The sequence below is a fragment of the Streptomyces sp. NPDC051452 genome, from assembly GCF_044454765.1.
Taxonomy (GTDB): Bacteria; Actinomycetota; Actinomycetes; order Streptomycetales; family Streptomycetaceae; genus Streptomyces.
In genome coordinates this window covers 724,928-750,080 of record NZ_JBITEB010000002.1, presented here as the reverse complement: position 1 = coordinate 750,080, position 25,153 = coordinate 724,928, and the positions used below count along the sequence as shown (strand labels likewise).

42 protein-coding genes are annotated in these 25,153 nt (G+C 70.3%); 40 read left to right on the top strand and 2 right to left on the bottom strand.

Annotated elements, in window-relative coordinates; genetic code table 11:
* From ACIBA9_RS08555 to ACIBA9_RS08435, 25 genes are all read left to right on the top strand, one after another.
* Positions 1 to 216 carry a hypothetical protein gene (locus ACIBA9_RS08555; RefSeq protein ID WP_399360926.1) on the top strand — a complete coding sequence of 72 codons (216 nt, stop codon included), beginning with the start codon at positions 1 to 3 and terminating at the stop codon, positions 214 to 216.
* A complete protein-coding gene (locus tag ACIBA9_RS08550; RefSeq protein WP_399360924.1) occupies positions 213 to 758 on the top strand; it encodes a hypothetical protein in 546 nt (181 codons plus the stop codon). Before ACIBA9_RS08555 ends, ACIBA9_RS08550 begins: the two co-directional genes overlap by 4 nt.
* The gene (locus ACIBA9_RS08545) at positions 755 to 1,330 is read left to right on the top strand and encodes a hypothetical protein (protein ID WP_399360922.1); all 576 of its coding nucleotides are present in this window, start codon (positions 755 to 757) and stop codon (positions 1,328 to 1,330) included. Before ACIBA9_RS08550 ends, ACIBA9_RS08545 begins: the two co-directional genes overlap by 4 nt.
* The gene (locus ACIBA9_RS08540) at positions 1,330 to 1,596 is read left to right on the top strand and encodes a hypothetical protein (RefSeq protein WP_399360920.1); all 267 of its coding nucleotides are present in this window, start codon (positions 1,330 to 1,332) and stop codon (positions 1,594 to 1,596) included. Before ACIBA9_RS08545 ends, ACIBA9_RS08540 begins: the two co-directional genes overlap by 1 nt.
* Positions 1,593 to 1,964: a hypothetical protein gene (locus ACIBA9_RS08535; RefSeq protein ID WP_399360918.1), complete on the top strand. Its 372-nt coding sequence runs from the start codon at positions 1,593 to 1,595 to the stop codon at positions 1,962 to 1,964. Before ACIBA9_RS08540 ends, ACIBA9_RS08535 begins: the two co-directional genes overlap by 4 nt.
* Positions 1,961 to 2,818 carry a hypothetical protein gene (locus ACIBA9_RS08530; protein ID WP_399360916.1) on the top strand — a complete coding sequence of 286 codons (858 nt, stop codon included), beginning with the start codon at positions 1,961 to 1,963 and terminating at the stop codon, positions 2,816 to 2,818. Before ACIBA9_RS08535 ends, ACIBA9_RS08530 begins: the two co-directional genes overlap by 4 nt.
* Entirely contained in the window at positions 2,818 to 3,072 is a 255-nt protein-coding gene (locus tag ACIBA9_RS08525) for a hypothetical protein (RefSeq protein ID WP_399360914.1), read from the top strand. The genes ACIBA9_RS08530 and ACIBA9_RS08525 overlap by 1 nt, the downstream gene beginning before the upstream one ends.
* 65 nt (positions 3,073 to 3,137) lie before the next feature.
* A complete protein-coding gene (locus tag ACIBA9_RS08520; protein ID WP_399360912.1) occupies positions 3,138 to 3,593 on the top strand; it encodes a helix-turn-helix domain-containing protein in 456 nt (151 codons plus the stop codon).
* Positions 3,594 to 3,616: 23 nt separating this feature from the next.
* Positions 3,617 to 4,210, top strand: coding sequence for a hypothetical protein (locus ACIBA9_RS08515; RefSeq protein WP_399360910.1), 594 nt, complete (start codon positions 3,617 to 3,619; stop codon positions 4,208 to 4,210).
* Positions 4,207 to 4,644, top strand: a complete 438-nt coding sequence (locus ACIBA9_RS08510) for a hypothetical protein (protein WP_399360908.1) — start codon at positions 4,207 to 4,209, stop codon at positions 4,642 to 4,644. The genes ACIBA9_RS08515 and ACIBA9_RS08510 overlap by 4 nt, the downstream gene beginning before the upstream one ends.
* Complete coding sequence (locus tag ACIBA9_RS08505; RefSeq protein WP_399360906.1) at positions 4,637 to 4,975, top strand: hypothetical protein; 339 nt, start codon at positions 4,637 to 4,639, stop codon at positions 4,973 to 4,975. The genes ACIBA9_RS08510 and ACIBA9_RS08505 overlap by 8 nt, the downstream gene beginning before the upstream one ends.
* On the top strand, positions 4,972 to 5,676 hold the full coding sequence (locus ACIBA9_RS08500; RefSeq protein ID WP_399360904.1) for a hypothetical protein: 705 nt from the start codon (positions 4,972 to 4,974) through the stop codon (positions 5,674 to 5,676). The genes ACIBA9_RS08505 and ACIBA9_RS08500 overlap by 4 nt, the downstream gene beginning before the upstream one ends.
* Complete coding sequence (locus tag ACIBA9_RS08495; RefSeq protein WP_399360902.1) at positions 5,673 to 5,912, top strand: hypothetical protein; 240 nt, start codon at positions 5,673 to 5,675, stop codon at positions 5,910 to 5,912. The genes ACIBA9_RS08500 and ACIBA9_RS08495 overlap by 4 nt, the downstream gene beginning before the upstream one ends.
* Positions 5,909 to 6,130, top strand: a complete 222-nt coding sequence (locus ACIBA9_RS08490; RefSeq protein WP_399360900.1) for a hypothetical protein — start codon at positions 5,909 to 5,911, stop codon at positions 6,128 to 6,130. The genes ACIBA9_RS08495 and ACIBA9_RS08490 overlap by 4 nt, the downstream gene beginning before the upstream one ends.
* A 179-nt stretch (positions 6,131 to 6,309) precedes the next feature.
* A complete protein-coding gene (locus ACIBA9_RS08485) occupies positions 6,310 to 7,023 on the top strand; it encodes a DNA polymerase beta superfamily protein (protein ID WP_399361269.1) in 714 nt (237 codons plus the stop codon).
* Positions 7,016 to 7,465 (top strand): hypothetical protein, encoded by a 450-nt coding sequence (locus ACIBA9_RS08480; RefSeq protein WP_399360898.1) that lies wholly within the window; start codon positions 7,016 to 7,018, stop codon positions 7,463 to 7,465. Before ACIBA9_RS08485 ends, ACIBA9_RS08480 begins: the two co-directional genes overlap by 8 nt.
* Positions 7,462 to 7,779 (top strand): hypothetical protein, encoded by a 318-nt coding sequence (locus ACIBA9_RS08475; RefSeq protein ID WP_399360896.1) that lies wholly within the window; start codon positions 7,462 to 7,464, stop codon positions 7,777 to 7,779. Before ACIBA9_RS08480 ends, ACIBA9_RS08475 begins: the two co-directional genes overlap by 4 nt.
* Positions 7,776 to 8,558, top strand: a complete 783-nt coding sequence (locus ACIBA9_RS08470; RefSeq protein WP_399360894.1) for a tRNA(His) guanylyltransferase Thg1 family protein — start codon at positions 7,776 to 7,778, stop codon at positions 8,556 to 8,558. The genes ACIBA9_RS08475 and ACIBA9_RS08470 overlap by 4 nt, the downstream gene beginning before the upstream one ends.
* Positions 8,559 to 8,563: 5 nt before the next feature.
* Positions 8,564 to 9,532, top strand: a complete 969-nt coding sequence (locus tag ACIBA9_RS08465; protein ID WP_399360892.1) for a hypothetical protein — start codon at positions 8,564 to 8,566, stop codon at positions 9,530 to 9,532.
* Between the two features lie 7 nt (positions 9,533 to 9,539).
* Positions 9,540 to 9,848 (top strand): hypothetical protein, encoded by a 309-nt coding sequence (locus tag ACIBA9_RS08460; protein WP_399360890.1) that lies wholly within the window; start codon positions 9,540 to 9,542, stop codon positions 9,846 to 9,848.
* Positions 9,845 to 10,063: a hypothetical protein gene (locus ACIBA9_RS08455; protein WP_399360889.1), complete on the top strand. Its 219-nt coding sequence runs from the start codon at positions 9,845 to 9,847 to the stop codon at positions 10,061 to 10,063. Before ACIBA9_RS08460 ends, ACIBA9_RS08455 begins: the two co-directional genes overlap by 4 nt.
* A 169-nt stretch (positions 10,064 to 10,232) precedes the next feature.
* On the top strand, positions 10,233 to 10,616 hold the full coding sequence (locus ACIBA9_RS08450) for a hypothetical protein (protein ID WP_399360887.1): 384 nt from the start codon (positions 10,233 to 10,235) through the stop codon (positions 10,614 to 10,616).
* 144 nt (positions 10,617 to 10,760) lie between these two features.
* A complete protein-coding gene (locus ACIBA9_RS08445; protein WP_399360885.1) occupies positions 10,761 to 11,174 on the top strand; it encodes a helix-turn-helix transcriptional regulator in 414 nt (137 codons plus the stop codon).
* Positions 11,175 to 11,211: 37 nt separating this feature from the next.
* On the top strand, positions 11,212 to 11,475 hold the full coding sequence (locus tag ACIBA9_RS08440; RefSeq protein WP_399360883.1) for a hypothetical protein: 264 nt from the start codon (positions 11,212 to 11,214) through the stop codon (positions 11,473 to 11,475).
* 256 nt (positions 11,476 to 11,731) lie between these two features.
* On the top strand, positions 11,732 to 12,475 hold the full coding sequence (locus ACIBA9_RS08435) for a hypothetical protein (protein ID WP_399360881.1): 744 nt from the start codon (positions 11,732 to 11,734) through the stop codon (positions 12,473 to 12,475).
* Between the two features lie 27 nt (positions 12,476 to 12,502).
* Here the strand turns inward: ACIBA9_RS08435 and ACIBA9_RS08430 are convergent, their stop codons facing one another.
* Both ACIBA9_RS08430 and ACIBA9_RS08425 read right to left on the bottom strand, forming a co-directional pair.
* On the bottom strand, positions 12,503 to 12,718 hold the full coding sequence (locus ACIBA9_RS08430) for a hypothetical protein (RefSeq protein ID WP_399360879.1): 216 nt from the start codon (positions 12,716 to 12,718) through the stop codon (positions 12,503 to 12,505).
* Between the two features lie 41 nt (positions 12,719 to 12,759).
* A complete protein-coding gene (locus ACIBA9_RS08425) occupies positions 12,760 to 12,966 on the bottom strand; it encodes a hypothetical protein (RefSeq protein WP_399360877.1) in 207 nt (68 codons plus the stop codon).
* A gap of 146 nt (positions 12,967 to 13,112) precedes the next feature.
* Here ACIBA9_RS08425 and ACIBA9_RS08420 point away from each other — a divergent pair, with 146 nt between their 5' ends.
* The 15 genes from ACIBA9_RS08420 to ACIBA9_RS08350 all read left to right on the top strand — a co-directional run bounded on the left by ACIBA9_RS08420 (position 13,113) and on the right by ACIBA9_RS08350 (position 25,149).
* Positions 13,113 to 13,265: a hypothetical protein gene (locus ACIBA9_RS08420; RefSeq protein WP_399360875.1), complete on the top strand. Its 153-nt coding sequence runs from the start codon at positions 13,113 to 13,115 to the stop codon at positions 13,263 to 13,265.
* Between the two features lie 88 nt (positions 13,266 to 13,353).
* Positions 13,354 to 13,530, top strand: a complete 177-nt coding sequence (locus ACIBA9_RS08415; protein WP_399360874.1) for a hypothetical protein — start codon at positions 13,354 to 13,356, stop codon at positions 13,528 to 13,530.
* 329 nt (positions 13,531 to 13,859) lie between these two features.
* Positions 13,860 to 14,876 (top strand): hypothetical protein, encoded by a 1,017-nt coding sequence (locus tag ACIBA9_RS08410; protein WP_399360872.1) that lies wholly within the window; start codon positions 13,860 to 13,862, stop codon positions 14,874 to 14,876.
* A gap of 11 nt (positions 14,877 to 14,887) precedes the next feature.
* Positions 14,888 to 15,124, top strand: a complete 237-nt coding sequence (locus ACIBA9_RS08405) for a hypothetical protein (RefSeq protein WP_399360870.1) — start codon at positions 14,888 to 14,890, stop codon at positions 15,122 to 15,124.
* Positions 15,125 to 15,279: 155 nt separating this feature from the next.
* The gene (locus ACIBA9_RS08400) at positions 15,280 to 15,408 is read left to right on the top strand and encodes a hypothetical protein (RefSeq protein WP_399360868.1); all 129 of its coding nucleotides are present in this window, start codon (positions 15,280 to 15,282) and stop codon (positions 15,406 to 15,408) included.
* A 7-nt stretch (positions 15,409 to 15,415) separates the two neighbouring features.
* On the top strand, positions 15,416 to 15,742 hold the full coding sequence (locus ACIBA9_RS08395; protein ID WP_399360866.1) for an HNH endonuclease: 327 nt from the start codon (positions 15,416 to 15,418) through the stop codon (positions 15,740 to 15,742).
* A 131-nt stretch (positions 15,743 to 15,873) separates the two neighbouring features.
* Positions 15,874 to 16,245, top strand: coding sequence for a hypothetical protein (locus ACIBA9_RS08390; protein ID WP_399360864.1), 372 nt, complete (start codon positions 15,874 to 15,876; stop codon positions 16,243 to 16,245).
* Positions 16,199 to 17,719: a hypothetical protein gene (locus ACIBA9_RS08385; RefSeq protein WP_399360863.1), complete on the top strand. Its 1,521-nt coding sequence runs from the start codon at positions 16,199 to 16,201 to the stop codon at positions 17,717 to 17,719. The genes ACIBA9_RS08390 and ACIBA9_RS08385 overlap by 47 nt, the downstream gene beginning before the upstream one ends.
* A 46-nt stretch (positions 17,720 to 17,765) precedes the next feature.
* On the top strand, positions 17,766 to 19,052 hold the full coding sequence (locus ACIBA9_RS08380) for a phage portal protein (RefSeq protein ID WP_399360861.1): 1,287 nt from the start codon (positions 17,766 to 17,768) through the stop codon (positions 19,050 to 19,052).
* The gene (locus ACIBA9_RS08375) at positions 19,045 to 20,100 is read left to right on the top strand and encodes an HK97 family phage prohead protease (RefSeq protein ID WP_399360859.1); all 1,056 of its coding nucleotides are present in this window, start codon (positions 19,045 to 19,047) and stop codon (positions 20,098 to 20,100) included. The genes ACIBA9_RS08380 and ACIBA9_RS08375 overlap by 8 nt, the downstream gene beginning before the upstream one ends.
* 139 nt (positions 20,101 to 20,239) lie before the next feature.
* Positions 20,240 to 21,628 carry a phage major capsid protein gene (locus ACIBA9_RS08370; protein ID WP_399360857.1) on the top strand — a complete coding sequence of 463 codons (1,389 nt, stop codon included), beginning with the start codon at positions 20,240 to 20,242 and terminating at the stop codon, positions 21,626 to 21,628.
* A gap of 52 nt (positions 21,629 to 21,680) precedes the next feature.
* Complete coding sequence (locus ACIBA9_RS08365; RefSeq protein ID WP_399360855.1) at positions 21,681 to 22,181, top strand: hypothetical protein; 501 nt, start codon at positions 21,681 to 21,683, stop codon at positions 22,179 to 22,181.
* Positions 22,178 to 22,879, top strand: a complete 702-nt coding sequence (locus ACIBA9_RS08360; RefSeq protein WP_399360853.1) for a hypothetical protein — start codon at positions 22,178 to 22,180, stop codon at positions 22,877 to 22,879. Before ACIBA9_RS08365 ends, ACIBA9_RS08360 begins: the two co-directional genes overlap by 4 nt.
* On the top strand, positions 22,876 to 23,232 hold the full coding sequence (locus ACIBA9_RS08355; protein ID WP_399360851.1) for a hypothetical protein: 357 nt from the start codon (positions 22,876 to 22,878) through the stop codon (positions 23,230 to 23,232). The genes ACIBA9_RS08360 and ACIBA9_RS08355 overlap by 4 nt, the downstream gene beginning before the upstream one ends.
* Positions 23,233 to 23,289: 57 nt before the next feature.
* The gene (locus ACIBA9_RS08350; protein ID WP_399360849.1) at positions 23,290 to 25,149 is read left to right on the top strand and encodes an SGNH/GDSL hydrolase family protein; all 1,860 of its coding nucleotides are present in this window, start codon (positions 23,290 to 23,292) and stop codon (positions 25,147 to 25,149) included.
* Positions 25,150 to 25,153: the final 4 nt, after the last annotated feature.

Genomic DNA, 25,153 nt, shown 5'->3' with positions numbered 1-25,153 from the left:
ATGGCCAACCCGAAGCGCATCCGCGCTCTTCGCGCCGCCGAGAACTCTTCGGCCGCGAAGTGGCGCCGCCGCGCCGCCGCCGACCGAAGCCAGCCCGAGACCCTCCCGACGCTCGGCAGCGGCGAACAGGGCTGGTGCGGCGCCCCGAAGGCGCACGACTGGCCCGGCAAGAGCGACGGCGCACCCCACCCGCGAGACATGGAAGGACCATCATGACCACCACAGAGATACCGGCCGGCCCCGTCGAGAAGCCGCCCGCCGGCTTCCGGTACGGGGAGGAGCAGGCGACACTCCTCCGGGACACGCTCGCCGCCGCCGGCGTCGACCTGGGGGAGTACGACGGCGTCATCATCGACTGGCTGTCCCACTGGGAGTGGTCCACGGTCGCCGTAATCGCGTCCTGGATCGCACGGGCCGCCACCGCCCGGCCGCCCACCGAGCCTGTCGCCCTCCCGGGACGCTTCGACGCCACACCGGCCGAGGTTGACCAGCACCTGCGCCGGATCCTTGCCGAGGACAGGGTGCTGCTCTACCAGCAGGCCATCGGTGGCGCGGCCGCGCATGAGGCGGCCGAGGACCTGATGACCGAGTACCGCACGAAGGAGCGGGACCAGGCCTGGGCATTCGCATCCGCGCACATCGACCCGGCCGAGGGCGGCGGCCCCTACCCGTCGCAGTTCCAGTGCTCGCAGCACGACGGCTTCGGCCCGTGCCCGGGCGCGCCCCGGTGCACGCCGCGAGAGGACACCGGACAGTGACGAGCGCGGCGCCACTGCTCCTGCTGGACGTGGACGGGCCGCTGAACCCGTTCGGTGCACCGCCCCACCGGCGTCCCGCCGGCTACCGGACGCACCGGATGAAGCCGGACACCTGGGTTGCCCAGCACCACGGCGTACCCGAGCACCTGGTGAAGCCCCTGCGCGTGTGGCTCAACCCGGCCCACGGCGCGGCACTCCTAAGCCTGCCGTTCGAGCTGGTCTGGGCCACCACGTGGGAGCACGACGCCAACGAGTGGATCGGCTGGCGCATCGGTCTCCCGCGTGCGCAGAACTTTCCGGTCATCGAGTTCGGCAGCCAGTTCGCCCACCGCGCGGACGGGACGTACGTCAAGACGCACCGCATCGTCGAGTACGCGGCCGGCCGGCCGTTCGCCTGGGTCGACGACCAGCACGGCGACATCGACCGGGCCTACGTCGCCGAGCACCACCCGGGCCCCGCCTTGTTGCACTGGGTCGACCCGTGCAAGGGCCTCACCGACCACGACTTCACCATCCTCGCCGACTGGGCCGCCCAGCTCGGCTCTGACACCGTGAAGGGAGCCGAGGGCTGATGGCCCATGGACCCGAGCACTACCGGGAGGCCGAGCAGCTGCTCGCGCGCGCCCACCACTACACCTACGGCGACGGCGCAGACCCGGTCACCGGACAGGCACTGGCCACCGAGGCCATCGGCCACGCCCTGCTGGCCACCGCCGCCGCCACCGCCCTCAACGACAACTCGCACGACGAAGGCGGCATGCCCCTCGACGACTACAAGGCCTGGCAGGAGGTGGCCGGCGTCTACAAGCCGCGCCGCAAGGGAGGCGACGACACATGACGACGCCGGAGCACACACCCCGCACCGTGTCCTGCCCGCCCGCGCCGGAGGGCTGCGGCGCGGCCGTCGGCCAGCCGTGCATGAGCCACGGCGGCACCCGCGAGCGCACCGACTTCCACCGGTCACGCACTGCCGCCTGGATTCAGGCCCGAGTCGACCGCAGTCCCGCCGTCAGTCTCATCCAGCGCGCGGCTGTCCAGAAACGCGGGATGCACGCCAAGCACACCGTCAGGCTGCTGGAGGAGCACGGGCTCACCGCCGAGGCGGCCCTGATCCAGCGGGCCCTCAGGGACCGCAACGGGCTGATGTCCGCCAAGCAGGCCGCCCAGCTCCTCCTCGACCACGCCGAGCGCGGTGAGCACCGATGAGCGCCCGGGACGAACTATCGGCCGAGCAGCGGGCCACGCTCGCTGCCCAGCTCGGCGACACGCAGCCTGCCCGGGCGAGTCTGCTCATATCGTTCGGCAAGTCCGTCCAGGGCCGTCGCGAGCACGACCACACCACCCAGAGCGAGGACTGGTACTGCCTCAACCTCGCCGCGTACATGGGCGAGCGCGCGGCCGCCGTCCTGCGCCGCCTGCTCGACGCCGAGGCCCGCGCCGAGCGCTACCTCACGGCGTGGAAGCTGTGCCGCACCCGCGCCCTCTCGCTCGCCGGCGCCGCCGACCGGTACGCCGCGCGCGCTCGCCAGGGACAGACCGCGCTGCAGGACGCGCTCGTCGCCATCCTCGGCGCCCAGGTGGAACGCGATGCGGCCCGCACCACGACGCTGCACCAGGTCGACGAGCGGCTCGCCGCGATGCAGCTCCCCGACCACCTCAAGGGCACGCTGAACGCTGGTTCGTACGCCGACGCATGGCGCCACTGCCGGGACATCGTCCAGGCCATGGCCGATGACGCGGAACGGGAGAAGGGCACCAGCGGCGGTCCCCAGTCGCACACGGGCGAGCCCACTCCCGACTTCTCCGGACTGCTGGCGCACGTGACCGTCTTCGAGATCCCGTGCACCGGCTCGGCGCTGCCTCTCCAGCTGCGCCGTAGCACTGCCAGCGGCGACCGGTGGGCCATCTGCGACCGTGAGGGCCGCCGCTGGCACCGCGTGCACGGCTTCGTCCACGAGCGCCAGGACCTTCGGGAGCCCGAGCGCACAGACACCCGGTTCCCGCTCGCCGAGGCGTGGCCGCTCGCGCAACGGATCGCGGCCGGAGAGGCAGGCACGTGATGGCGATCGGCTACGCGCACACCCTGTTCTGCGACCGGCGGGGCTGCCGCGCCAAGGTCACTGTGGAGCGGACCCGGAACGCCGCGCATGCCCGCCGGATGGCCCGCATGCGGCACGGCTGGGGATGCGACACCGCCGGCGACTTCTGTCCCACCGACAAGACGGCGCCGGCCCGGCCGGCCACGAGTGAGACGCCGTCGCGCGACGGCGCCGAGACGTCGTACACCGGACGCGGCAGCGAGGGGGAGCGGTGAACACCACCCAAGGCAGCGTCGCGCGCCAGTCGCGAGACGGCGCTGAGACGTCGCATGAGACACCGGTGATACCGCTACGGCCGGGCCTCGCTGAGCCGCCGAAGCCGCCGCCGTCCGAGCCGCTCGACGTCGCGCGACGGCGCATCGAGGCGCTGAGACTGTCGCGCGAGAGTCTGTCGCTGCGGGAGATCGGTGACAGGCTCGGCGTCTCCAAGGACACGGTGCGACGCGACATCGCGGCCGCCGAGCGCGAGGAAGCCGAGGCGGCCGAGGAGACGGCGCGCGACACCGGCGAGACGAGCGACGGTTCGGACGAGACACCGCCGGCGCCTGGCGACGGCGACCGCGACACGCTCGTACTCGTCCTCGACGAGCCGCTTCGCCAGGCCCTCACCGTCCTTCGCGGCGTCCGCGGTGCGGCGGACGACCCGAAGCAGAACGTCGCCGTGGCGCGCGCCGCGATCCGCTCGCTCGCTGATCACTTCGAGGACCAGCGCAACAGGGGAGGAAGGACGTCGTGATCAGTCAGGCAACAGTCAACGCGGTGCAGACCGAGCTTGTCGACCATCTGCGTACGCGAAGCGAGTGGGACGAGCAACCGGCGCTGTTCACCATCCATGAGACCACCAGCGGCGCGAGCCTCGCTCAGCTGCCGGTCCCGGAGCTGGTCTGGGCGACCCCCGGGCATCCACCGACCACAGTTGCCGCGCTGGCCGCTGTCGCGCTCCAGCTGCCCCGCCATCCGGACGGATCACACCCGCTCGTCAGGCCAGGCGTCGGACGGCTGATCGGCGCCGCCTTTCGGTACGAGGCCTACGCGATCAGCGGAGGGTCCACGGAGCCGGCCGTTCAGGAAGCCCTGCGCCGCAAGGCAGTCGGAGGATCGGTGCCCCGCTTCCAGGAGATCCCCGGCCGCGTCGAGCAGCGATGCATGACTGCGGTGGACGCCGACGGCGGACGGTACATGGCCAGCAGCGCCCGCATCGACGAGTCGATGCCGGAGGCCGCGGAACCGGTCATGCAGTACCTCGCATTCGGTGACCCGCAGAGGGACCGACTCACGGGCAACGTCGTAGACGCCACCATCCGCTTCCTGAACGCGATCAAGCCCGTACCCACGAAAGGACGCACCGCGTGAGCCCACGTCCCGAAGCCGTCGCCGCCGCCAACTGGTGGGCGAAGACGCTCGCCGAGCCGCCGGGCCACGACCTGGGCCGCGGCGCCGCCGAGTCGAGCACTCCGGCCAACTCGGTCTCGGCTCTCGTCCGCCGGCAGCGCAGCCAGGCCGACATCGAGGCCTTCCGTGAAGCCTTGGCCGAGGAGATCGAGCAGCACATCGCGCAGTACAGCTGGCGCTCAGAGGCACCGGACTTCGGCTCCTACATGCGCTCGATCGGGGTCGACTACGGTCCCGACGACGTCCTGGCCGATGCCGCCGAGAAGGCCGGCTTCAAGCTGAAGGCGCTCGACCTGCCCATGAAGACCGTCATGTGGATCAATCCGGGTGTCGTGAAAGTCGCCCAGGGACATGGCGCGCCCATCACCGTCATCTGGGAGGCACCGGGTGCCTGACAACAGCTTCACCCACCCTGCGTCCGGCCGCACCTACGTCGAAGACGATCCGGCGGCGCACTTCGCCACCCTGGTCGGAGTCTTGGCCCGGCAGTGCGACGCGTTCCTCTACCACCACCAACGACGCCTCAAGGGCCTGGACTACCTGGCGCAGCACACCGAATGGTCCAGCGACCCGAGCAACATCGCCCGGACGATGGCGCACACGATCGAGCAACTGGACAAGGCCTTCACCGCCGTCGTGTGCGACCGCACCCTGCATGAGTACGGGCTGGGCCAGAAGGACGACGACTGGCAGCGCAAGTACGGGCCCGTCGGAGGCGAGTCGTGAACTACCGCCCGTACCCGAACCGCGAACGCGCCTTGGCCCAAGAGCGGCGTGGGCGGGCACCCGAGCCGACGCCGTGCCCTGCCTGCGCCCATCCGGTCAACCGCCACGCCATCGAGGGCGGACAGCCGGTGTGCACGCGCGGCCTCGGCCTGGTGTCCTGCCGGGACTGCGCCGAGACGTGGGCCCGGAACCCTGCGGTTGCCGCCCTGATGGACTTCGGCCGCGTCTTCAGGCTCGGCTCCGGACGCCAGGTCCTCGTCGAGCACCCGCGCCGCACCGGTAAGGCCGCCATCACCGCGGCGATCGTCGACCAGGCCGTGAAGGCCGGCAAGCACCTCCACGTCGCGACCCGCCGCGGCGTACGGTGCGCCGGGGGGATCGAGCACGCGTGCACGCTGCTGCCGCTGCGGCCCGACGCTCCGCTGATCCTGGCCCGGGCCGTGCGTACCTGCACAGCCGTCCCTTCGCAGTGGAACGCCTGGACCGTCGAAGGCCAGTACCTCTACCTGCGCTACCGGTCCGGCATCGGCACCGTCGACGCGTACGACACCGAGGACAGCGAGCAGTGGACGCAGCCGCCCGAGGGGCGCATCGCCATCTTCGACACCGGCGAGCAGTACGGCGGCGACATGGACCTCACCGAGTTCTGTGAGCGCGCCGGCCTCCAGCTCGCCGACGACGCGGAGGTGATCGGCGAATGATCAAAGCGATCCTGCGCGAGCCCAGTGGACAGGCCGTCGTGGTCCTCGGGCTGTCCGGCGAGAACATGGCCCGCCTCATGGCCGACGAGCCGATCGTGGTGCAGCTCGCCGAACTCGGCCTGAAGCCCATGAAGATCCTGCTCATGGGCGGACGCACCGAGGCCGACATCACCGCCCAGCTGACCACCCAGTTCGGGCAGCCGCGGAAGACCGCAGGCCAGGAGCCGAAGCGGTGAACGCCCCCCTGCGTGTCAGCGCCGCCGACTTCCCGCCCGTCGGGTTCAGCACCGCACCGGCCGGCCGCGCCTGGACCGCCGCCTGCCGGCCCTGCGGCAGCGGGGGAGTGCCGCTGCTCATCGGCCGCTCGGCCACCCTCGACCGCGCGGGCTGGCAGGCCTGCATGGCGGCCGCCAACGCCCACATCACCCAGCACCAGAACGGAGGCCGACTGTGACCGCCAGCCAGCCGCCCGACCGCGCCGCCGCCCTGTACGAACAGTGGGTGAAGGCCGGGCCGCCTCCCTTCGGGACGTCGCTGGCCCGATGGTGGGACGCCCGCCTTGCCGAGCTGCACAACGTGGTCGACCCTTCGCCCGATCAGTCGGACGCAGCGACGGAGAAGCTGGCGCGGCCGGTGCCCTCAAGGCTCGCCGTTCCGGGGGTCCTGCTGTCCGGCATCGTCGGTTCGACCGCGTACGGCCTCGCCCGGCCCGGCTCCGACGTCGACCGGCTCGGCATCTATGCGGTACCCACCGAGCAGCTGCACGGCCTTCACCGGCCCACCGAGTCCCACGTCACCACGGGCCCGGACCGCACCCTGCATGAAGCCGCGAAGTGGTGCCGGCTCGCCCTCGGAGGCAACCCGACCGTGATGGAGCTGGTGTGGCTGCCGCCCGAACTGTACGAGGTGCGTACGCCCCTGGGGAACGAGCTGATCGACATCCGCCGGTCGTTCCTCTCCGCGACGCGGGTCCGGGACGCCTACCTCGGCTACGCCACCCAGCAGTTCCGGCGCCTGGAGAACCGCGGCGACGGCTCGTTCTCCGCGGACACTCGCAAGCGGACGGCGAAGCACGCCCGGCACTTGAAGCGTCTGTGCCACCAGGGCCTGGAGCTGTACACCACCGGGCACCTCACGATCCGCGTCACGGACCCGCAGGAGTACCACGACTTCGGGGAGCAGGTGGCCGCCGACTCCAGTGCCGCGCGCCCGCTGCTCGCCGAGTACGAGGCCGCCTTCAACGAGAACCGGTCCGTCCTGCCGGACCAGCCCGACGAAGCAGCCGCCGAGGCGTGGCTGCGCCGGGTGCGCGCCCACTTGTACACCGAGGCGGCGAAGCGTGCCTGAGCTGCCCGAGGCCGTCATCTTCGACATGGACGGCACCCTGTGCGACGTCCGCGGCATCCGTCACCTGTTGGACGGTCCGGGCCGCTTCGACACCTTCCACGCCGCCTCCATCGACTGCCCGCCCCACGACCACGTCGTCGCCGCCGCACGCCGGGAGCACGCCGCCGGCCGCGCGGTCCTGATCGTGACCGGCCGAGCAGCGAAGTGGCGGCACGTCACCGCATGGTGGCTCGCCTTGCACCAGGTGCCGTCGGAGGCGATGTGGATGCGCGGCCCGGGCGACTTCAGGCCCGACTACGTCGTCAAGCGCGGCATCCTCGCCCGCATCCGCCAGCTGTACCGGCCGGTCGCCGCCTGGGATGACAACCCCAACGTGATCCGGCTCTGGGAAGAGGAGGGCATCCCCGTCACCGTCGTGCCCGGCTGGGACGGCGACCGGTGAGCCGGGACGCGCCCGTCGCCGATCCGGACACCGGCACCGTGCGCCAGTGCGCCACCCTGTGCGACACCTGCATCTACCGGCCCGGCAACCTGGCGCACCTGGCGGCCGGCCGCGTCCAGGAGATGACCCAGGCCGCCATCGCCGCCGAAGGACACGTCGTCTGCCACGCCACCCTCGACACTCCGGCGCCCGCTATCTGTGCCGGGTTCGCACGCCACCCGCTCGGCGCCCTGCGCTCCCTGGCGCTCCGGATGGTCCGTGCGGGCGCAGCCACACTCCAGCTCGTCAACCCGCCGTCAAAGGGACAACGATGACCGACCGCACCGCCCTCGGCGACCGCATGAAGCGGCACGAGGCCGCCTACCAGGCCGTCTTGCCGCGCCGCACGTACACCGTCATCCGGGTCGACGGCCGAGCGTTCCACACCTACCTGCGAGGCGCCGTCAAGCCGTTCGACCTCCAGTTCATGGAGGACATGGACGCGACCGCAGAGGCGCTCTGCAAGGAGATCTCCGGCGCCGTGTTCGCCTACACCCAGTCCGACGAGATCAGCATCCTCGCCTGCGACTTCGCCACCGAGCAGACGGAGCCGTGGTTCGGGGGAGTGGTCGCCAAGGTGATCAGCATCGCCGCCTCTGCCGCGACCGCGGCCTTCAACGGTCGCCGGCCCGCGCACCGCCCAGCCCTGTTCGACGCCCGCGTGTTCACGCTGTCCGACCCCGTCGAGGTGGCGAACTACTTCGTGTGGCGGCAGCGCGACGCGGTCCGCAACTCCATCGCCATGGCCGCCCAGGCGAGCTTCTCCCACCGGCGGCTGTTCGGCGTGGACACCAACGGCATGCAGGAGCTGCTCTGGTCCGAGGCCAAGGTGAACTGGAACGACTACCCGGACGGCTGCAAACGTGGTCGCGTCACCGTGCGTCGCACCGGTGAGCGACCCGTCGAATACGTCGACAGGCGCACGGAGCAGCTCGTTCGCACCACGGCGGTGCGCTCCTGGTGGGAGACGACCGGCGCGCCACACTTCACCACAGGGCCGGACTCCTGGCTCGCTGCTGTCATCCCGCCGATGCCAGCCCTCACGAGGGGCTGATCACCATGACCAACGAGAGCCTCAGCGGCAGCCCGACGCACGGCCTGTCCGTGCAGCACGCCGACGCCCTGTGGGACGCGGTCGCTATTCCCGGCCCGCGCACGCCGACGTTCATGGAACAGCACGAGCGGGTGTGTCGCACCGTCGCCGAGATCATCAGCGAGGTGGCGCCCGTCTCTCCTGCCGGCCCGGCGCCCGCCACCGACCGGGACGACGCGATCGCTTCCTGCCCCGGCTACGAAACCAGCCCGAACCCGTGCCGCTGCCCCTGCTATGGCTGCAAGCATCACTGTTCCGCGCACACCCCGGAAGACGTGCCCGAGCCCGACGACACGGATCTCACTGAGGCAGACATCGACCGGATGACGGCCGCCGGGACCCCGGTGCAGATCGTGACCGAGCCGCCCGCCACCTACAGCGCCGCCGTGCTGCCCGCGCCCGCCCAGCAGACTGCCGAGCCGCTGGCCGTGGACCCGGCACTCCTGCTGCGAGTGGCCGACCACCTCACCCGCTCCGCCGATCAGCTCTGGCCGGACGGCGGCAGCGTCATGCACGCCGACGCCACGCTGCTGCGTCGTCTAGCTGGCGAGGCGCAGCAGGACGAGGAGCGCGAGGCCGCTCTTGACCTTAGGGGCGGCCCGGCGATCTGCCCCCTCTGCCCCTACCCCCTCACCCTCCACACCCCTTCCGGAGCGCGCGCCCACTTCACGGCGGTCCACCCCGAGCAGCGGCTGACCGGACGAGGACCGGGGCCGTGGCCGCTCCTCATGCCCACCACCGCAGCGCAGCAAGACGAGCACGCGTGCAGCAACTGTGATGGCGTCGACCCCGACACGTGCTTCATGAACCCGAACCGGCCGCCGGAACAGTGCCCGCGCTCCGAGGCCGACGGATACGGTCTCCAGTGCCAGAAGCCTGCCGGGCACAACCTGTGCACCTTCGAGGAGCAGCCTGCGGCCGACGGCCGGCAGTGAGGTTCGAATGAGGACCCCACCCCGCGATCCGCGTCCGTACGACGGCGAACTCCGTTGTCACGCCCGTACCTGGCCAATGGACCCGGCCTGCCCCGACACCGCCACCTGGCACGTCGCCTGGCTCCTGGCCCCGTCTGGCCACTTCTCCCTGGTCTGCAACGAGCACATGGACGGGCTGACCGGCGTCTACAACTATGTCGACCGGCACCCGGCCGAGATCATGTGCGCAATGCCCGGCACGGGCTGGCTGAGCGGTCAGCCCAGTCGCTGCGTCATCGCGCCGCCTATCGGACATCACGAGAGGATGACCCCATGACGACTGAGCGTGTCACCGTCCGAGTCCTGCTGCTGTTCGGCGACCAGGCCGAAATCGTCGCCGATGTTCCGCCGGAAGACCGCGGCGAGCCGGAGCGGTACCCGGCGGCCGAGATCGCGGCCGCCACCGACATCCCGGTCAGTGACCTGGCCGGGCAGAGGCTCACCGCCGAGGTCGGCGACGAGGGCCGGCTGTCCGGCTGGCAGCGCGCCTGACCACGCTGAACACAACGGCCCTGATCTGTACGGAGGTTGGGGCCAGTTTCTCGGTTGGATGTGTTGCAAATCAGTGCGTGAAGGGTCCATAATAGAGACAGAAGGAACGAGGGGCCGCAATCTCCGAACTCCTTCACCAACCACCACAATTCAAGAGAGGACGGACAACATGTCTGACGAGTTCGAGCGGGAGACCCAGATGCTGGGTAACACGATCGTCGCCGTCTACCTCCTGCTCCGCCGGGTGTGCCAGCTCCTCCCGGTCCCCGTCCAGCTCCCCGACTTCACCGGGGACACGCTCAACGGGGAGGAGATGAACGAGGCAGTCACCCGACTCGTGGAAGTCGTCACCGACGAACCGGTCCACGAACTCATCCAGTCCGGGATCTGGGGAGCGGGCCTCCACTGGCTCTCCGCCTCCCACCTCTTCACCAGGTACATGGAGAAGCCCGAGCGGATCGTGGCCCTGGAGATCCGGCTCAACATCGTGACCGCCCACGACGGTCTCCACGCCGTGGAAGACGCGCTCCTGGGCGACGACCCGGACGAGTGACACACCAGGGCCCCCGGCAGCCAGCCGGGGGCCCTGGCGCAAGCAGAGTCAACCGGCAGGGGCCGGGCCGAAGCCCACGGGCGCACAGCGCCCGGCGCAATACCCCTGCCGGTCACCAACCATCCACGAAGGACGGACACGACAATGGTAGACACCCCGCCCGGCGAGACGTACGCCGAGATCGCCGCCCGCCATGGCCGGGCCGAGACGACCGTCCGCAACCAGTGGGCCCGGCACCCGGAGTGGCCCAAGCCGCTGTCCCGGAAGCGCGGCAAATTCCTCCTGTTCGACCCGGCCGCCGTGGACCGGTTCGTCGCCGCGCACGTCGACCGCCCGGCCGCCGAGCTGGAGCCCCGCCGCCTGTACAGCGCGCGCGAGATCGAGAACCTCACCGGCATCACCGCCGCCACCATCCGTGCCGACCGCTCGAAGGGCCGCTGGCCCGCCCCGGACGACGAATCCAGCCGCGCGCACCGCTGGTACGGCGCCACCATCACCAAGGCACTCGTCGGGCGCCGCGCCTACCGCAAGAGCGACGAAACAACAGACCGCACCTGACGGCCCCGTTGTCAGTGCAGTGAGGAAGGATACGGCCATGGAACCCGTGCACAAGATCACCAGCCTCGACGGGACCTGGAAGCCCGGCGACGTTGTACTCGACGCGGCCGGCAACCTCCGCGTCCGCTCGAACCACCCCAAGTGGGTGTGGGACTACGCCAGCGAAGGGAGCACCCGGGACCCCTTCACCGGCGGGGCGTCCGTGCCCGAGGGCGGCCTTGAGGAGAGCGACGTCCCCCGGCCGCTGGTCCTGCTCGTACGCGACGGGCAGGCCGTCGGCGGCCGGCCGATCGAGGAGTGACCAACCCCGTCACCGTGCGACCTGGAGCCCCGTGCTCGGAAGCCGCGCTGCTCCACGCCGGCCTGCCCGCTCTGCGCCGCGCCCAGAGCGCCTCTGGGCGCGTGAGGCGCACGACCGGGGACTGAGGGCAGTGAGCCCGCGTCGTAGCCGCTGCCGCTACCTGCCCCCGAGGAGAACGGCCCCTCTTCTAGATCCAGTTGACCCCCCGTAGAGCTGGTGGGAGCATCCCGCCCAGCACGCACACTCTGGGGGGACCATGAAACGTGCCGTCAGCCTGCCCATCGCCGCTGTCCTGGCGGCCGTCGGGCTCACCGCATGCGGCAGCAGCGAGGGTCGGCCGGCCGTGGACGCGCGTATCCCGAGGAAGCCCGCTGCGCCGGCCAGCACCGCTTCCGTACGGCTCGCCTGGAATCACACGGCGAAGAACGGCAGCGATCCCGAAGTCTGGTACGTGGCCCGTGTCAGGAATGACAGCAAGTCGGCGGCCGCGGTCGTCATCGACGCCCAAGCCCTCGACAAGTCGGGCACCATCGTCGGCTCCGCCGAGACCAGCCTGCCAAGGGTCCCGGCCGGCGCCACCTTCGACTACTTCGGGGACCTCGGCGGTGGACTCTCCGCAGCACTCACCGGCGTCCCCGCCAAGGTCCAGGTCACACTGAACAAGACCGCCGGGCAGGCCGGCATCAGCGAGCTGGGCGCGCTGGCCACCAGCGACCAGACGCTGACCCGCGACAGCAGCGGCGACCAGTACACCGGCGCGCCGTACGCCTACGACCTGGCGGTGAAGGCCACCAACGGCACGCGCGCAGCGGTCTCGGGCGGAGTGACACAACAGGTCGTCCTGTACGACGCGAAGGGCAGCATCGTGGGAGGTGGCACTGGTGCGTCCGACAACGCGCCGGACACCCTGCCCGCAGGTGCGAGCTACCGGGAGAAGTGGACCGGCATCCCCGCCGTGGCGAAGGCGGTCCGCGCCGTCTACACGGTCTGGCCCGGCTGAACCGACGGCCGACGACGCTGCGCCCGCTCAGGTCTCCCACGTGTCCGGGCCGCCCCCACGCCATTCGATCAGCCCGGCGTGCGCGGCGACGTCGAGTTCGTCCCACCCCTCCAGGCCGGCGCGCTCCAGGAGGACGGCCATGTCGTGCAGGCTGAAGGCGGTACCCAGCAGGACGCCGTCGACAGTCACCCTGCGGGCGCCCGTCTCGGACGGCGGGTAGACGATGACGCGGGCACCGGCCATGCGACCAGCCTGAGCCGGGGGTCCGCGCGGCGCACGCCGGGTTACTCCAGACGCGGGACGTCGCCGGCGTAGTGCAGCTGCACGCCGGGCTCGAACCCCGCCTGCTCGATCAGTGCGTCCGAGGTGTTCACCTGGTACCGGCAGTGGACACCGCCGGTCGTGGGATGGGGGAGCCGGATCTCACCCACCCCGTCCGTCATCTCGCCCGTGTCGCCCTGGTGCGGGCCGCTCATCACGTAGTAGCGCATGCCGTGCAAGGTGCACCCGGCCAGCGTGATTTAGCAAGCAGCCAGGTCAGGGCCCTGCGGCCGGACAACGCCTCCCAATCGCAGGGTCATTGTCAGTGCCGCGTGCGATCCTTCCTCCCAACTCTCAATGGAAGGAGGTGAAGAACATGTCGAAGAAGCAGAAGACGGTCGTTGCCATGCTCGCCGCTCTGGCCGCCCAGGCATACCTGGGCAAGGTCGCCAAGCAGCAGGGCGCCGCGCTCGGTCTGCCCGTAGTGGCGGTCGGCCTGATCGGCTACGCCATCAGCGCCGCGCTGTAGCGCAGCCGGGCCCTGGCTCTGCCGCTCGTATCGGCGAAGCCAGGGCCCCGACCGGACGATGTCCATCACTTACCAGCAACGGAGAACCATGTCGAACACCAACGAGTTCGAAGACGCGGTCGAAGACGCCCGGGTGGCACTGATGAAGCGCATCGCGCAGGCTGCCGAGGAATCGGTGAAGCTCAATCCCAGCAACCAGGCCGGGGCACTGAAGGATCTGGCCGACGCCTACGCGCGGATCATCGTGCCGCAGAGCCCGCGCTGACCAGTTACGCTGAAAACACGGCAGGGCGCGCACGCCGATCCTCCGGGAGAAGGCCCTCGGGGCCCGCGCACACAGTCGGGAGCGCCGTCGGCAGACGAGGGCCGTCGTCCACAGCTGGCCAGCACCGGTTCAACTCCGGAACGGCGGCGTGTCCTGGCACTCACCACAGCGCGCCCTGGCCAGAAACGCCGGTAACCGTGTCTGACGCCGCCTCTGCGTACGAGAGGCCGCGGCGCCGTACGGACCGACCGGGCTGCCGGATATCTGGGTGCGCCGGTCTCGGGCGAACCCCCACAATCACAACACCAGCACAATTATCGGGAGTTCACGTGGCACCCACCCTGAATCCGGACGTCGTACAGCGCCTCGCGTATGTCCGCTTCCTCTACCGCGAGGGCATCGAGCAGAGCCGCCAGCCTGCGCCGCTGCGCTCGCGCGCCATCACGTCCTTCCACGACGCCGTTGAGAACTACCTCGGAACCGTCGTCCAGCACCTGGGCATCGACGTGAACAAGGCGCCCGAGTTCATCCAGTATTGGGCTCTGATCAAGCCGGAGTTCGAGCTGCCGAAGAAGGACTCCATGAAGCGTCTCAACGACGCTCGCGTGGCGCTCAAGCACAACGGCACGTTCCCCTCTGAGCACCAGATCGAGCAGGCCCACCGGACCGTGGAGGACTTCTTCACAACGGTCACGCCGAAGGTCTTCGGGGTCGACTTCGACTCCATCGACATGGTCGACCTGCTGACCCAGCCCGAGACGGTCCGACTGCTGCGTGAGGCTCAGACGCACGCCGACATCGCCGACTATCCCATGGCGATGGCTGGCCTGGTGCTCGCCTTCGACGCCCTGCTGGACCACTACTCTGCGGGCGACCGGCCCACCATGGGACCGTCGCCCTTCAAGTTCGGCTCGAAGGTCTACCAGGGCGACCAGCCCCGCGTGGACGGCGCGAGTAGCCAGACCAACGGTCGGCTCAAGAAGCTCAGCAACTTCGCCACCGCGGCTCAGGACGCACTGCGCGTGATCTCGCTCGGCATCGACTACCCCAGCGTGGCCCGCTTCCGGATCATGACCCCGCCGCTGTACGGCTACGGCGACGGCAGCCAGCGCTTTGTGAACCTGCATTCGGTGCGGGAGCTGACCGCGGATGACTACGACTGGGCGCGGCACTTCGTCATCGAGTCTGGTCTGCGCGCCTCGCGTGCCGACGAGATCCGCGAACTCCAGGAACGCAACTTCCAGAAGAACTGGAACCCACAGGAACCGTTCGGGGAGCGGACCTGGCCCGGCCCGGCAGGCGGAGCGCCGGAGGCAGACGAGGTATCCGTGTTCGACGAGGTGTGACACTGGCGGGCGTGAGCACCTCACGAGTCGGCCGGGACGGCCGCGCCCTCGTCACCACCACCCAAGCCGCGTACTCCCTGGGCATGGACCCTAAGCAGTTCCGCGGCTGGGCGCGCCGTCGCGGCATCGCCCCGGCCGGGTCCCGGCCGAACCCCAGCCGGGGCCAGGCCCTCGCTCTGTGGGACCTCGCCGACATCAACGATGCCCTGCGCCAACTCCCGCAGCGTGCCGCCTGTCAAGAGGCCTGACCTGCCAAGGCTTGACAGAAGATCGGCGGGCGCTCATTCTGTGAGACGTTGGCATCGCTGTCCCGCAGGTCTCCCGCCGAGACGTGGACTCTCCGCCCTCCCACCACTCCAGCCCGGCCTACGCGCCGGGCTTCGTCGTATCCAGGGAGGGACGCATGGAACAGATCAGGCTCGTCCGACTGACCGTCCTCTTCGGGAAGTCCTACATCTGGGTACGCCTGCCCGACGGTGTGCTCGCCCTCTACCCGGACCCACTGCACCCCGACCGCCTCACTGCCCGCTGACCACCGCATGGCACAGCTCACCGAGCAGGAGATCGAGCGCCGCACTCGACAGGCACGAAGCGGCCGGCCCTGGCGGAGGGTGCAGACACGGGTCTTCGCGGAGGAGACCCACTGCTGGATCTGCCACCGATGGGTCGACCAGTCCCTACCCGGCACCACCCACCCCTGGGCGCGCACCGTCGACCACGTCCACCCACTCTGGCTCGGGGGAGACCCCCTGGACCGGACGAACTGCCGCCTCGCCCATCGGCGCTGCAACACCGCGAGGAACAACCAGCTGCGCGCCGCGCAGCGGCCGCGCCCCAGCTTCACCGTCGACGCGACAAGCCTCTGACCTGCGGAAATCCCCGACTCCGGGGGAAGATCGGGATTTTTTATCAGAGCCTGGCTGACCCCGCCCCCACCTGACCCTCCCTCTCCCCCCGCGATTTTTGGGGCAGCCCAAAGCGGCCCCTGGAGGGAGTGGTGATCATGGTGGAGGAGCCTGCTGGTCTCGCTGAGCGGGGCCGCCGGATGTGGCGGGACTCCCTGGCGATCTGGTCTCTGACTCCGGCGCATCTGGTGCTGCTGGAGGAGGCTTGTCGGATCGCCGACCGGCTCGAATGGCTCGACTCCATACTGCGCGCCGTCACGGGCAATGTCAAGGACGATCCGGCGCAACTAGCGGAAATTCCGGCCTTGTTGGGGGAATCCCGGCAGCAGTCGGCAGCACTCAAGGCGCTTCTGGCGGAGATCCGGCAGGGCCAGTACGGCTCTTCGCCGACCAGCGTCGATCCGGCGGGAGGTGCGGGTGTCTCCGACCTCACCGCCCGCATCGCGCGCAAGGCCCAGGGTTGAACTCGCCCCGCCGGCCGCGTACACGCTCGGGCCCGAGGCCTGCGAGCTGGCGCGCCGGGCCGGCCTGGCCGCGGACCCGTGGCAGGCGGACAGCCTCGACCTGATGATGTCCGTCCGCCCGGACGGGAGGTGGGCGTGTTTCGAGTTCGCCGAGTGGGTGCCGCGCCAGAACGGCAAGGGCGCCATCTTGGAGATCAGGGCGCTCGCCGGGTTCTTGCTACTTGGCGAGCAATTGATCATGTGGTCGGCCCACGAATACAAGACCGCGATCCGCGCGTTCCGGCGTATGAAGCAGCTGCTCAAGCGGCTCGGCAAGCAGGTCGGCGCCAATGAGAACCTGCTCGAGGTCGACGGCATCCGCATCAAGATCTCGAACACGAATGGCGAGGAAGGCTTCGAGCGCCTCGACACGAACGCCGAGTTGAAGTTCATCGCCCGCAGCAAGGGCAGCGGCCGCGGTTTCACCGGCACCACGAACATCATCGACGAGGCGTTCGCCTACTCGTGGGAGCAGAACGAAGCCCTCATGCCGACCATGCGGGCCGTCCAGAACCCGCAGATCATCTACACCTCGACGCCGCCGCTCTCCGGCGACACCGGCGACGTGATGTACCACTTGCGCGAGCGAGCCGAAGCTGGAGGGGACGCCTCGCTCGGCTACCGGGACTGGGGTCTCGGCGGCGACTTGGAGCACCTCGCGGACGTCGACCTCGATGATCCGGAGCTGTGGGCGGCCACCAACCCTGCATGGGGATACCGAGTCACCGAAGAGGCCACGGCACGTGACCGGCGCGGTATGGGTGACGCCGGTTTCGCTCGCGAGATCCTCGGAATCTGGCCCAAGCGCGCCGAGGGCTCGACGGTCATCGACCCGGCGAAGTGGGCGCGGATGCTCGACGAGGGCAGCGTCCGTGACCGGGAGACCGGCCTCGCGCTCGGCGTCGACATCAGCCCGCTGCGCGACTCGGCCGCGATCGTCGTCTACGGCAACCGTGCGGACGGCCTCGGCCACGTCCAGGTCGCCGACTATCGGCCCGGCACGAGGTGGCTGCTGCCTCGGCTGATCGAGCTGCGCGAGACGCTGGAGCCGATCGCCATCGCCATGGGCCGCGGCACCCACGCGTTCTTGAAGACCGCGCTCGACAAGGCCGACTTCCAGCTCCCCGACGACCCAGAGGAGCCGGACCCCGGCGACCTGGCGGTGACCGGCGCTCTGGAAATGGCGGCCGCGGCCGGACAGGTCCTCGACGGGGTCCGCGAGCAGACGTTCCGGGTCATCCCGAACCGGCACCTCGACGTCGCCGTGGCCGGCGCCAAGACCAAGGCCTCCGGAGACACCATCGCCTGGACCCCGGTCAAGAGCGACGTGGACATCACCCCGCTCGTCGCCATGAGCGTCGCCCGCTGGAGCTACGTCTCCCGCTCCCACCTGCTCACGGCCCGCGAATACGACCCGCTCGCCTCGATCTTCTGACCGCAGCCGCCCGACGGCCCTCGACAGATCCCGGAAGGGGGCCATCGTGCGCAACCCCCTCTCCTTCCGCCGCTGGGGCTGGACGCGCGGCACCAGTTCGCCGGCGCGGGGCGGGGGCGAGCAGCGCAGCCTCGGCCCGGACAACGTGTCCTGGCCGACTAGCGACATCGCGTCCCCAGCCGCCCTCTCTGAACGGGGAGCGCTCGCACTCACCCCGGTGTTCGCCGCCGGCCGGGCGCTGTCGTCCGGTGTGTCGTCGCTGCCGATCCAGCAGTACCGGCGGGTCGGCGACGCCACCACGAAGCTCCCGCTCAGCACCTTGTTCCGGAAGCCGTCCGCGCAGGGCACGATCGACGACTGGCTGGGCCGGGCGATGACGTCGCTGGTCTACCGCGGCAACGCGGTCGGGCTCGTGATGGAGCGGGACTGGCTGGAGTACCCGACGCGGATCGAGTGGCTGAACCCGGCGCTCGTCTACGTCCAGGACCGTATGCCGCTGGGGCAGCGCGGTTCCTTCACCGACCCGGTCTGGACGTACTGCGGTATCGAGATCCCCACGTACGACATCGTGCACATCCCTTGGATCACGATGCCCGGCCGGACCTGGGGCCTGTCGCCGCTCGCCGCCTACGCGGTAACCGTGTCGACCGGCCTCGCCGCACAGCGGTTCGTGGACGACTACTTCCGTTCCGGTGGCCAGCCGCCCGGCCACTTCAGGAACACCACCCAGACCATCGACCAGTCCACGGCGAACACCATCAAGCGCCGCCTCGTCTCCGCGATCCGGTCCCACGAACCGATCGTCTACGGCAAGGACTGGGAGTACGCGCCGATCACCGTCTCTGTCCAGGAGGCGCAGTTCTGCGAGACGCAGCGGCTCACGGCCACGCAGATCGCTGCGGTGTACGGCATCCCGCCGGAGAAGATCGGCGGCGAGACGGGCGGGAGCTACAGCTACAGCTCGCCCGAGCAGCGGCAGATCGAATTCATCCAGGACGCCCTGCTGCCGTACCTGGTGAAGCTGGAGAACCACCTCTCGGAGCTGCTCCCGCGCGGCCAGTTCATCAAGTTCAACGCCGACGCCCTGATCCGGGTGGACATCCTCACCCGGCACTCGGTGTACGAGAAGTCCCGCCTGATCGGCCTGAACAACCTCGACGAGCTGCGGGCCCGCGAGGACGAGGCGCCGCTGCCTGACGGCAAGGGCCAGGACTACACGCCGCTGCCGATCCAGGCCGGCTCCGCCATCCACGTGCCGCAGATCCGCGGCGACCGGCCGCCACACGACGCCGGGCTGCGCCTCGTCAAAGCCCCGAGGGGGAACCATGGTTGACCGCAAGCAGCTCAGGGACTCCCCGGAGCGGCGAGGCATCGCGTCCGGGCGCTTCGAGCTGCGCGAGATGGGAGGCGGTCAGCTCCTCCTCACCGGCTACGCGTCCGTCTTCGACAGCCCCTACGAGGTGTACGGCGGCCCGCCGTACGGCTGGACCGAGGTCGTCGACCGGAAGGCGTTCGACACGACCCTCGCTGCCCGCGCCGACACCCACCTGCTCATCAACCACGCCGGCATGCCGCTCGCCCGTACGAAGTCCGGCACGCTGAAACTGGCCACGGACACGACCGGTCTGCACGTCGAAGCCGGGCTCGATCCGTCTGACCCCGACGTGCAGAGCCTCGTGCCGAAGATGAAGCGCGGCGACATGGACGAGATGAGCTTCGGGTTCCGCGTCAAGGACGACGAGTGGTCCGAGGACTACACCGAGCGCCGGCTGCTGGAGGTCTCCCTCCACAAGGGCGACGTCAGCGTGGTCAACTGGGGGGCCAACCCGGCGACATCCGCGCAGCTGAACAGCGCGAGCGAGGCCCTGGAGCTGTTGGCCACGCTCGACCCGGAGGCCGCGCTCGCCGAGATCCGATCCGACGGTATCGATCTGGAGCGCCTGACCCGCGCCCGCGACACCGTCGCGGCGATGCACCGGCGGATGCGGCCCGAGCCGAAGAAGACCAGCAGCGGCCGTCTTACCGTCGCCGAGGCGCGCGCCATCGCGGAGGGCAGCGTCGTCGTCCAGCTGGCCGAGCAGATCCCCGCGCACGCGACGGCCACCGACATCGTCGCCCTCGACCGGCGCGCGGCGATCGAAGGAGCAGACGGCAACCCGATCCTCCTGCGGTACGTGCACGCGTACGTCGATCCGGCCGGAGACCCGGCCTCGGCGGAGTCGTACCGGTTCCCGCACCACGAGCCCCGTCTCGGATCGCCGGCATCACTGCCGGCCGTCCGGCATGCGCTGTCGCTGCTCCCGCAGTCCGACATGCCCGACGAGCAGAAGGCCGCCGTCGAGCGGCACCTGCGCCGCCACCTCGAAGACGCCGGGTCCTGACCCGGCGCACCCCCGCTCCACCCGTGATCAGGCACTGATCACGGTCCGCTGTCGCCCGCCTGGCACTGGCGCTCGACGGCTCATCACGGCCTGGCACTGGCCGCCGTCATGATCCGTATCGCCAGAAGGGCACCCGCTCATGGATGAGCGATTCCGGCGGCTTCTTTCCCGCCGCGAGCAGATCGCGCAGCAGCGCGAGGACACCCTCGCCAAGCGCAAGGCCATCACCGACCTCGCCGAGGAGGAGGCTCGCGAGGACCTCCTCCCCGAGGAGGACTCCGAGTTCCGCGAGCTTACGGGCCAGATCGCCGACTTCGACGGGCAGCTCACGCAGCTCGACGAGCGGATCTCGGAGCTGACCGCCGAAGCGGAGCGCTCCGCCACCGTCACCGCCGGCGCCGCCGCGGTGAAGCGCGCCAAGGCCCGCGTGTCCAGCGTCTCCGAGGAGCGCACCTACGCGAAGGGCAACGGGCGCAGCTACCTCCAGGACCTCGCCCGCGTCCAGCTGAACATGGACGACGGCACCGCCCGCGAGCGGCTCCAGCGCCACGCCCAGGACGTCGCCACCGACCCCGAGTACCGGGACCTGACCCGCACCGACGGGCAGGGCGGATACTTCGTGCCGCCGCTGTGGCTCATGGACCAGTACATCGAGCTGGCCCGCGCCGGCCGCGCGTACGCAAACGTCGTCAACAATCAGCCGCTGCCCGGCGGAACCGACAGCATCAACATCCCTAAGGTGGCCACCGGCACGGCCACCGGGGTGCAGACCGCGGACAACGGCCCGGTGCAGGAGACCGACGCGACCGACACGTTCATCAACGCGCCGGTACGCACGATCGCCGGTCAGCAGGACGTCGCGATCCAGCTGCTCGACCAGTCCCCGGTGAGCTTCGACGAGGTCATCTTCCGCGACCTGGTCGCCGACTACGCCACGAAGGTCGACCTCCAGGTCATCTCCGGCTCGGGCTCGGCCGGCCAGGTCACCGGTGTCCGCAACACGGCCGGGATCACCACGGTCAGCTACACCGACGCCACCCCGTCCGTCGCGAAGCTCTACAGCAAGATCGCAGACGCGGTGCAGCGGGTCCACACCCTCCGCTTCATGGCGCCGACGGTCATCGTCATGCACCCGCGCCGGTGGGCGTACCTGCTCGCCGCATCCGACTCCACCGGCCGCCCCCTGGTTGTCCCGAACAGCGGCAACCCGCAGAACGCGGTCGCCACGCTCGGCGTGGTCGGCTCGCAGCAGGTCGTCGGCTCGATGCACGGCCTGCCGGTCGTCACCGACCCGAGCATGCCGACCAACCTGGGCGCCTCCACCACGGAGGACGTCATCCACGTCCTGCGGGCGTCGGACGTCATCCTCTACGAGTCGGGCATCCGCTCCCGGGTCCTGCCCGAGGTCGGCTCCGGCAACCTCACCGTCCGACTCCAGGTCTACGGCTACCTGGCCTTCACCGCGGCTCGGTACCCCCAGTCGGTCGTCGAGATCGGCGGCACAGGCCTGATCGCCCCGTCCTTCTGATCCGCCTGAGGGGCCGGGCACCCAGCCCGGCCCCCCCTGATCCGGGAGACCCATGCACGACGAGCAGCAGTACACGCGGCACGCCCAGCCGGGCTGGTTGTCGTGGGACGAATGGTCGCCCGAGCAAGACTTCTGCCGGTTCGCCGGGCTGCTCCAGCGCATGCTCCAGCCGAAGCACGTCCTGGAGACCGGTGTCGGGATCGGCCGCATCACCGACCATCTCGACCTCACCTCCTGCCAGTTCCTCGGCGTCGAGTCGGACCCGGCATGGCGGCGGCCGCCGGCACACCCGGACCTCGTGACGCCGACCGCCGACCACATGGCTGAGGCCGACTTCGTGATCCTCGACAGCGACGTCGACGTCCGCTTCGCCGAGATCGCACTGTGGGCCGAGCACGGGAAGCCGGGCTCCGTGGTCCTCGTGCACGACGCCGGAAACGGGCACATCCCGGCGTCCGTGCACGCACAGATCGGATTCGCGTGCGCGCAGACCGGACAGCCCGGCATGTCCCTGCGCAACCCGCGGGGCGCCTGGCTGGGGATCCACGCATGAAGGTCATCGGGCTGCTGTCCTGGTACGAAGAGCCCGCGCCGTGGCTCGCCGAGTGCGTCGCCGGACTCGCCCAGCTCTGCGACCACCTGATCGCGGTCGACGGACCGTACGCCCGCTTCCCCGGGGCCACCCGGAAACCGGCGTCCGGCTCCGAGCAGGCCGACACGATCGCACGGACCGCGGCCGGTGCGGGGATCGGCTGCACCATCCATGTTCCCCGCGAGCCCTGGTGGGGCGGCGAAGTCGGCAAACGGGACTACATGTTCCGGCTCGCGATGACGATGGCGCAGCCGGGCACCGACTGGCTGCTCCGGGTCGACGCCGACGAGGTGTTCACTAGCGTGCCCGCCGACACGAAGAAGCAGCTCACGGAGACCGATCACGACGTTGCCGAGGTGACGATGTGGGAGCGCGGCATCGATGACGGCCAGGACTCGCAGTTCCCGATCCGGGTCGCGTTCCGGGCGCTGCCCGGCATCCGCATCCAGCAGGCCCACTACGTCGTGACCGCCCCGGCCGAGGACGGCAGCACCCGGGTCCTGGTCGGCAACGACACCGTGCACCGCGCTGCCCCCGCCCTGCCGCTGTGGGACGTCCGCCTGGAGCACCGCACCCGGCAGCGGCCCGCGATGCGTCGCGCCGCGAAGGACCAGTACTACGCCCAACTCCCCGACATCGAGCAGGTGAGCCCGCTGTGAAGGTCATCGACGAGCGCTACAAGACAGCGCTGATCGACGAATACGAGTCCTACCGCCGCGCAAAGCGAACGAAGGACGCCGAGTACGTCGCCCAGGTGCTGCGCGAGCAGTACGGCTACGACGTCGACAAGCAAGAGGAGGCCGAGGAGGCGGAGAAGAAGTCGGCGCCCGAGACGAAGGCCAAGGAGTCAGCGCCGCAGACGACCGCGGCCGCGCGGCCCCCCGAGGCCGCCGTCGAGCCCCAGCCTCGGCCCGCGAACGCGGACACCAAGCCGGCCCCCGCGAAGAAGGCCACGGCGGCCAAGACCACCGCGTCGAAGTCGGCCGCGGCCAAGCCGGCCGACAGCAAGTAGTTCCCAGCGCCAACGAATCGGGGGTGACCTGTGCCACTGCCTGCTGGTGTAGACGGGGTGACGGTCTCCTCCGGTCGGCGGCTGTGCCTGCCGGACGGGACGCCGTTTGAGGGCCGGATCCTGTTCGCTGGGCCCGACGTGGTGACGGTGGACGGGCAGCAGGTCCTCCTCGGCGGTGCCGTCGAGGTGCCGTTGGTGGACGGCGAGTTCTCCGTGGAGCTCGCCGCCAACGATGTGACCGGCATGTCACCGACGGGGTGGACGTATCGCGTGACGGCGATGTTCACCAACGCGCCCGGTTGGGTCCGCTACATCGCTCTCCCGAAAGGCGCGCCGACCGTCGTCCTGGCCGACGTCGTCGTCCCCGACCCGCTCCAGGGCAACTTCGTGCCCGTCGTCGGGCCCAAGGGAGACCCGGGGGAGCCCGGACCTGCCGGTGCCACCGGGGCTCAGGGCCCGCCAGGCGCTCCGGGGGCGCCGGGGGCCGCCGGAGCGGCCGGTGCCACCGGTGCGACGGGCCCGAAGGGTGACCCGGGCGACCCGGCAACCAACCTGGTCACCTCGGTCAACGGCAAGCAGGGCATCGTCAATCTCAGCGCCTCGGACGTACAGGCGGATCCGAGCGGCGCGGCGACATCAGCCCAGTCCGCGGCAGCCGCGGACGCGACGAACAAGGTCAGCTCGCACGCAGCGGCTGCGGACCCACACGGCGACCGTGCGTACGCGGCCGCCCGGTTCCTTCCCCTGACGACGTGGCGTCGCCGCGACCTGCCGGACGGCAGCGTGGCGGACAGCGTCTACACGGGCACCGCGCCCACGATCAGTGTCGCGCAGACCTCAACGCCCACCAGCGGCTACGTGAAGTGGGCGCCACCCGGTGTCGCCCTGAGCGGCTCCGACGTGACCGGCCTGTGGACCTACCTCGGCGCCGGCAACTTCCAGATCGGCACCGGCACCCCCGACTCGACGTACGTACTCCCCACCAGCCGCTACCCGTGGACGCGCGGCAACCTGACCAGCAGCCAAGCCGTGTGGTCGATGGAGTTCACCACCGACGCCTCCGCGTTCCAGCTGCGCTTCAACTACCAGATCGCGGGGGCCTACCGGATATCGGTCGACGGCCGCAAGCTCACCGACACGATGCAGCCGATCGGCGGCACCACCGCGGGCTCCACCCATTTGATGACGGTCGACTTCGGCTCGGCAGCCCTGCGCACCGTCCGCTTCGACTTCTACACCGTCCCCCTGGGAGGGATCTACCTCCCACCGACCGCGGCATTGTGGCCGGTCGCCCCGGGTGGCGGCCGCACCGTCCTCTTCGGGGACTCTCTGTCCGACGGCTCCTCGAACAATGTGGGCGGCGGCGCTGGTACGTGGGTGCAGCGCTTCGCCCGCCGGATGGGCTGGTCGGACGTCTGGGACGAGGCCCGCGGCGGCACCGGGTATGTGACCGCCGGCTCCTACGCGATCCTCGCCGACCGCGTCGCCACAGACGTCATCGGCAATGCCCCGGACCGGGTCATCATCTGGGCGGGCTACAACGACAACGGCGCCAGCCAGCCCGCGATCAAGACGGCGGCCGACAGCCTGTACGCGACGATCAAAACCGGACTGCCGTCCGCGCAGATGTACGTCCTCGGCTGCTGGTCCCCGACCGCCAGCCCAGCGGCGTCACTCCAGAACACGGACGCGACCCTGCGAACGGCAGCCGCAGGCGCCGGTATCCCGTTCGTCAGCCCTCTCACCGGCAGTTGCTACGACAGCGCAGGCAACCTCGTCGCCACCCACGGCGCGTTCATCAACAGCGCCAACCAGGCCGGCTACATCGGCGCCGACTCCGTCCACCCCAACGACGCCGGCCACGCCTACCTCGCCCGCCGGATCACAACCGCCATCCGGCAACTCATGCCGGCCTGACCTC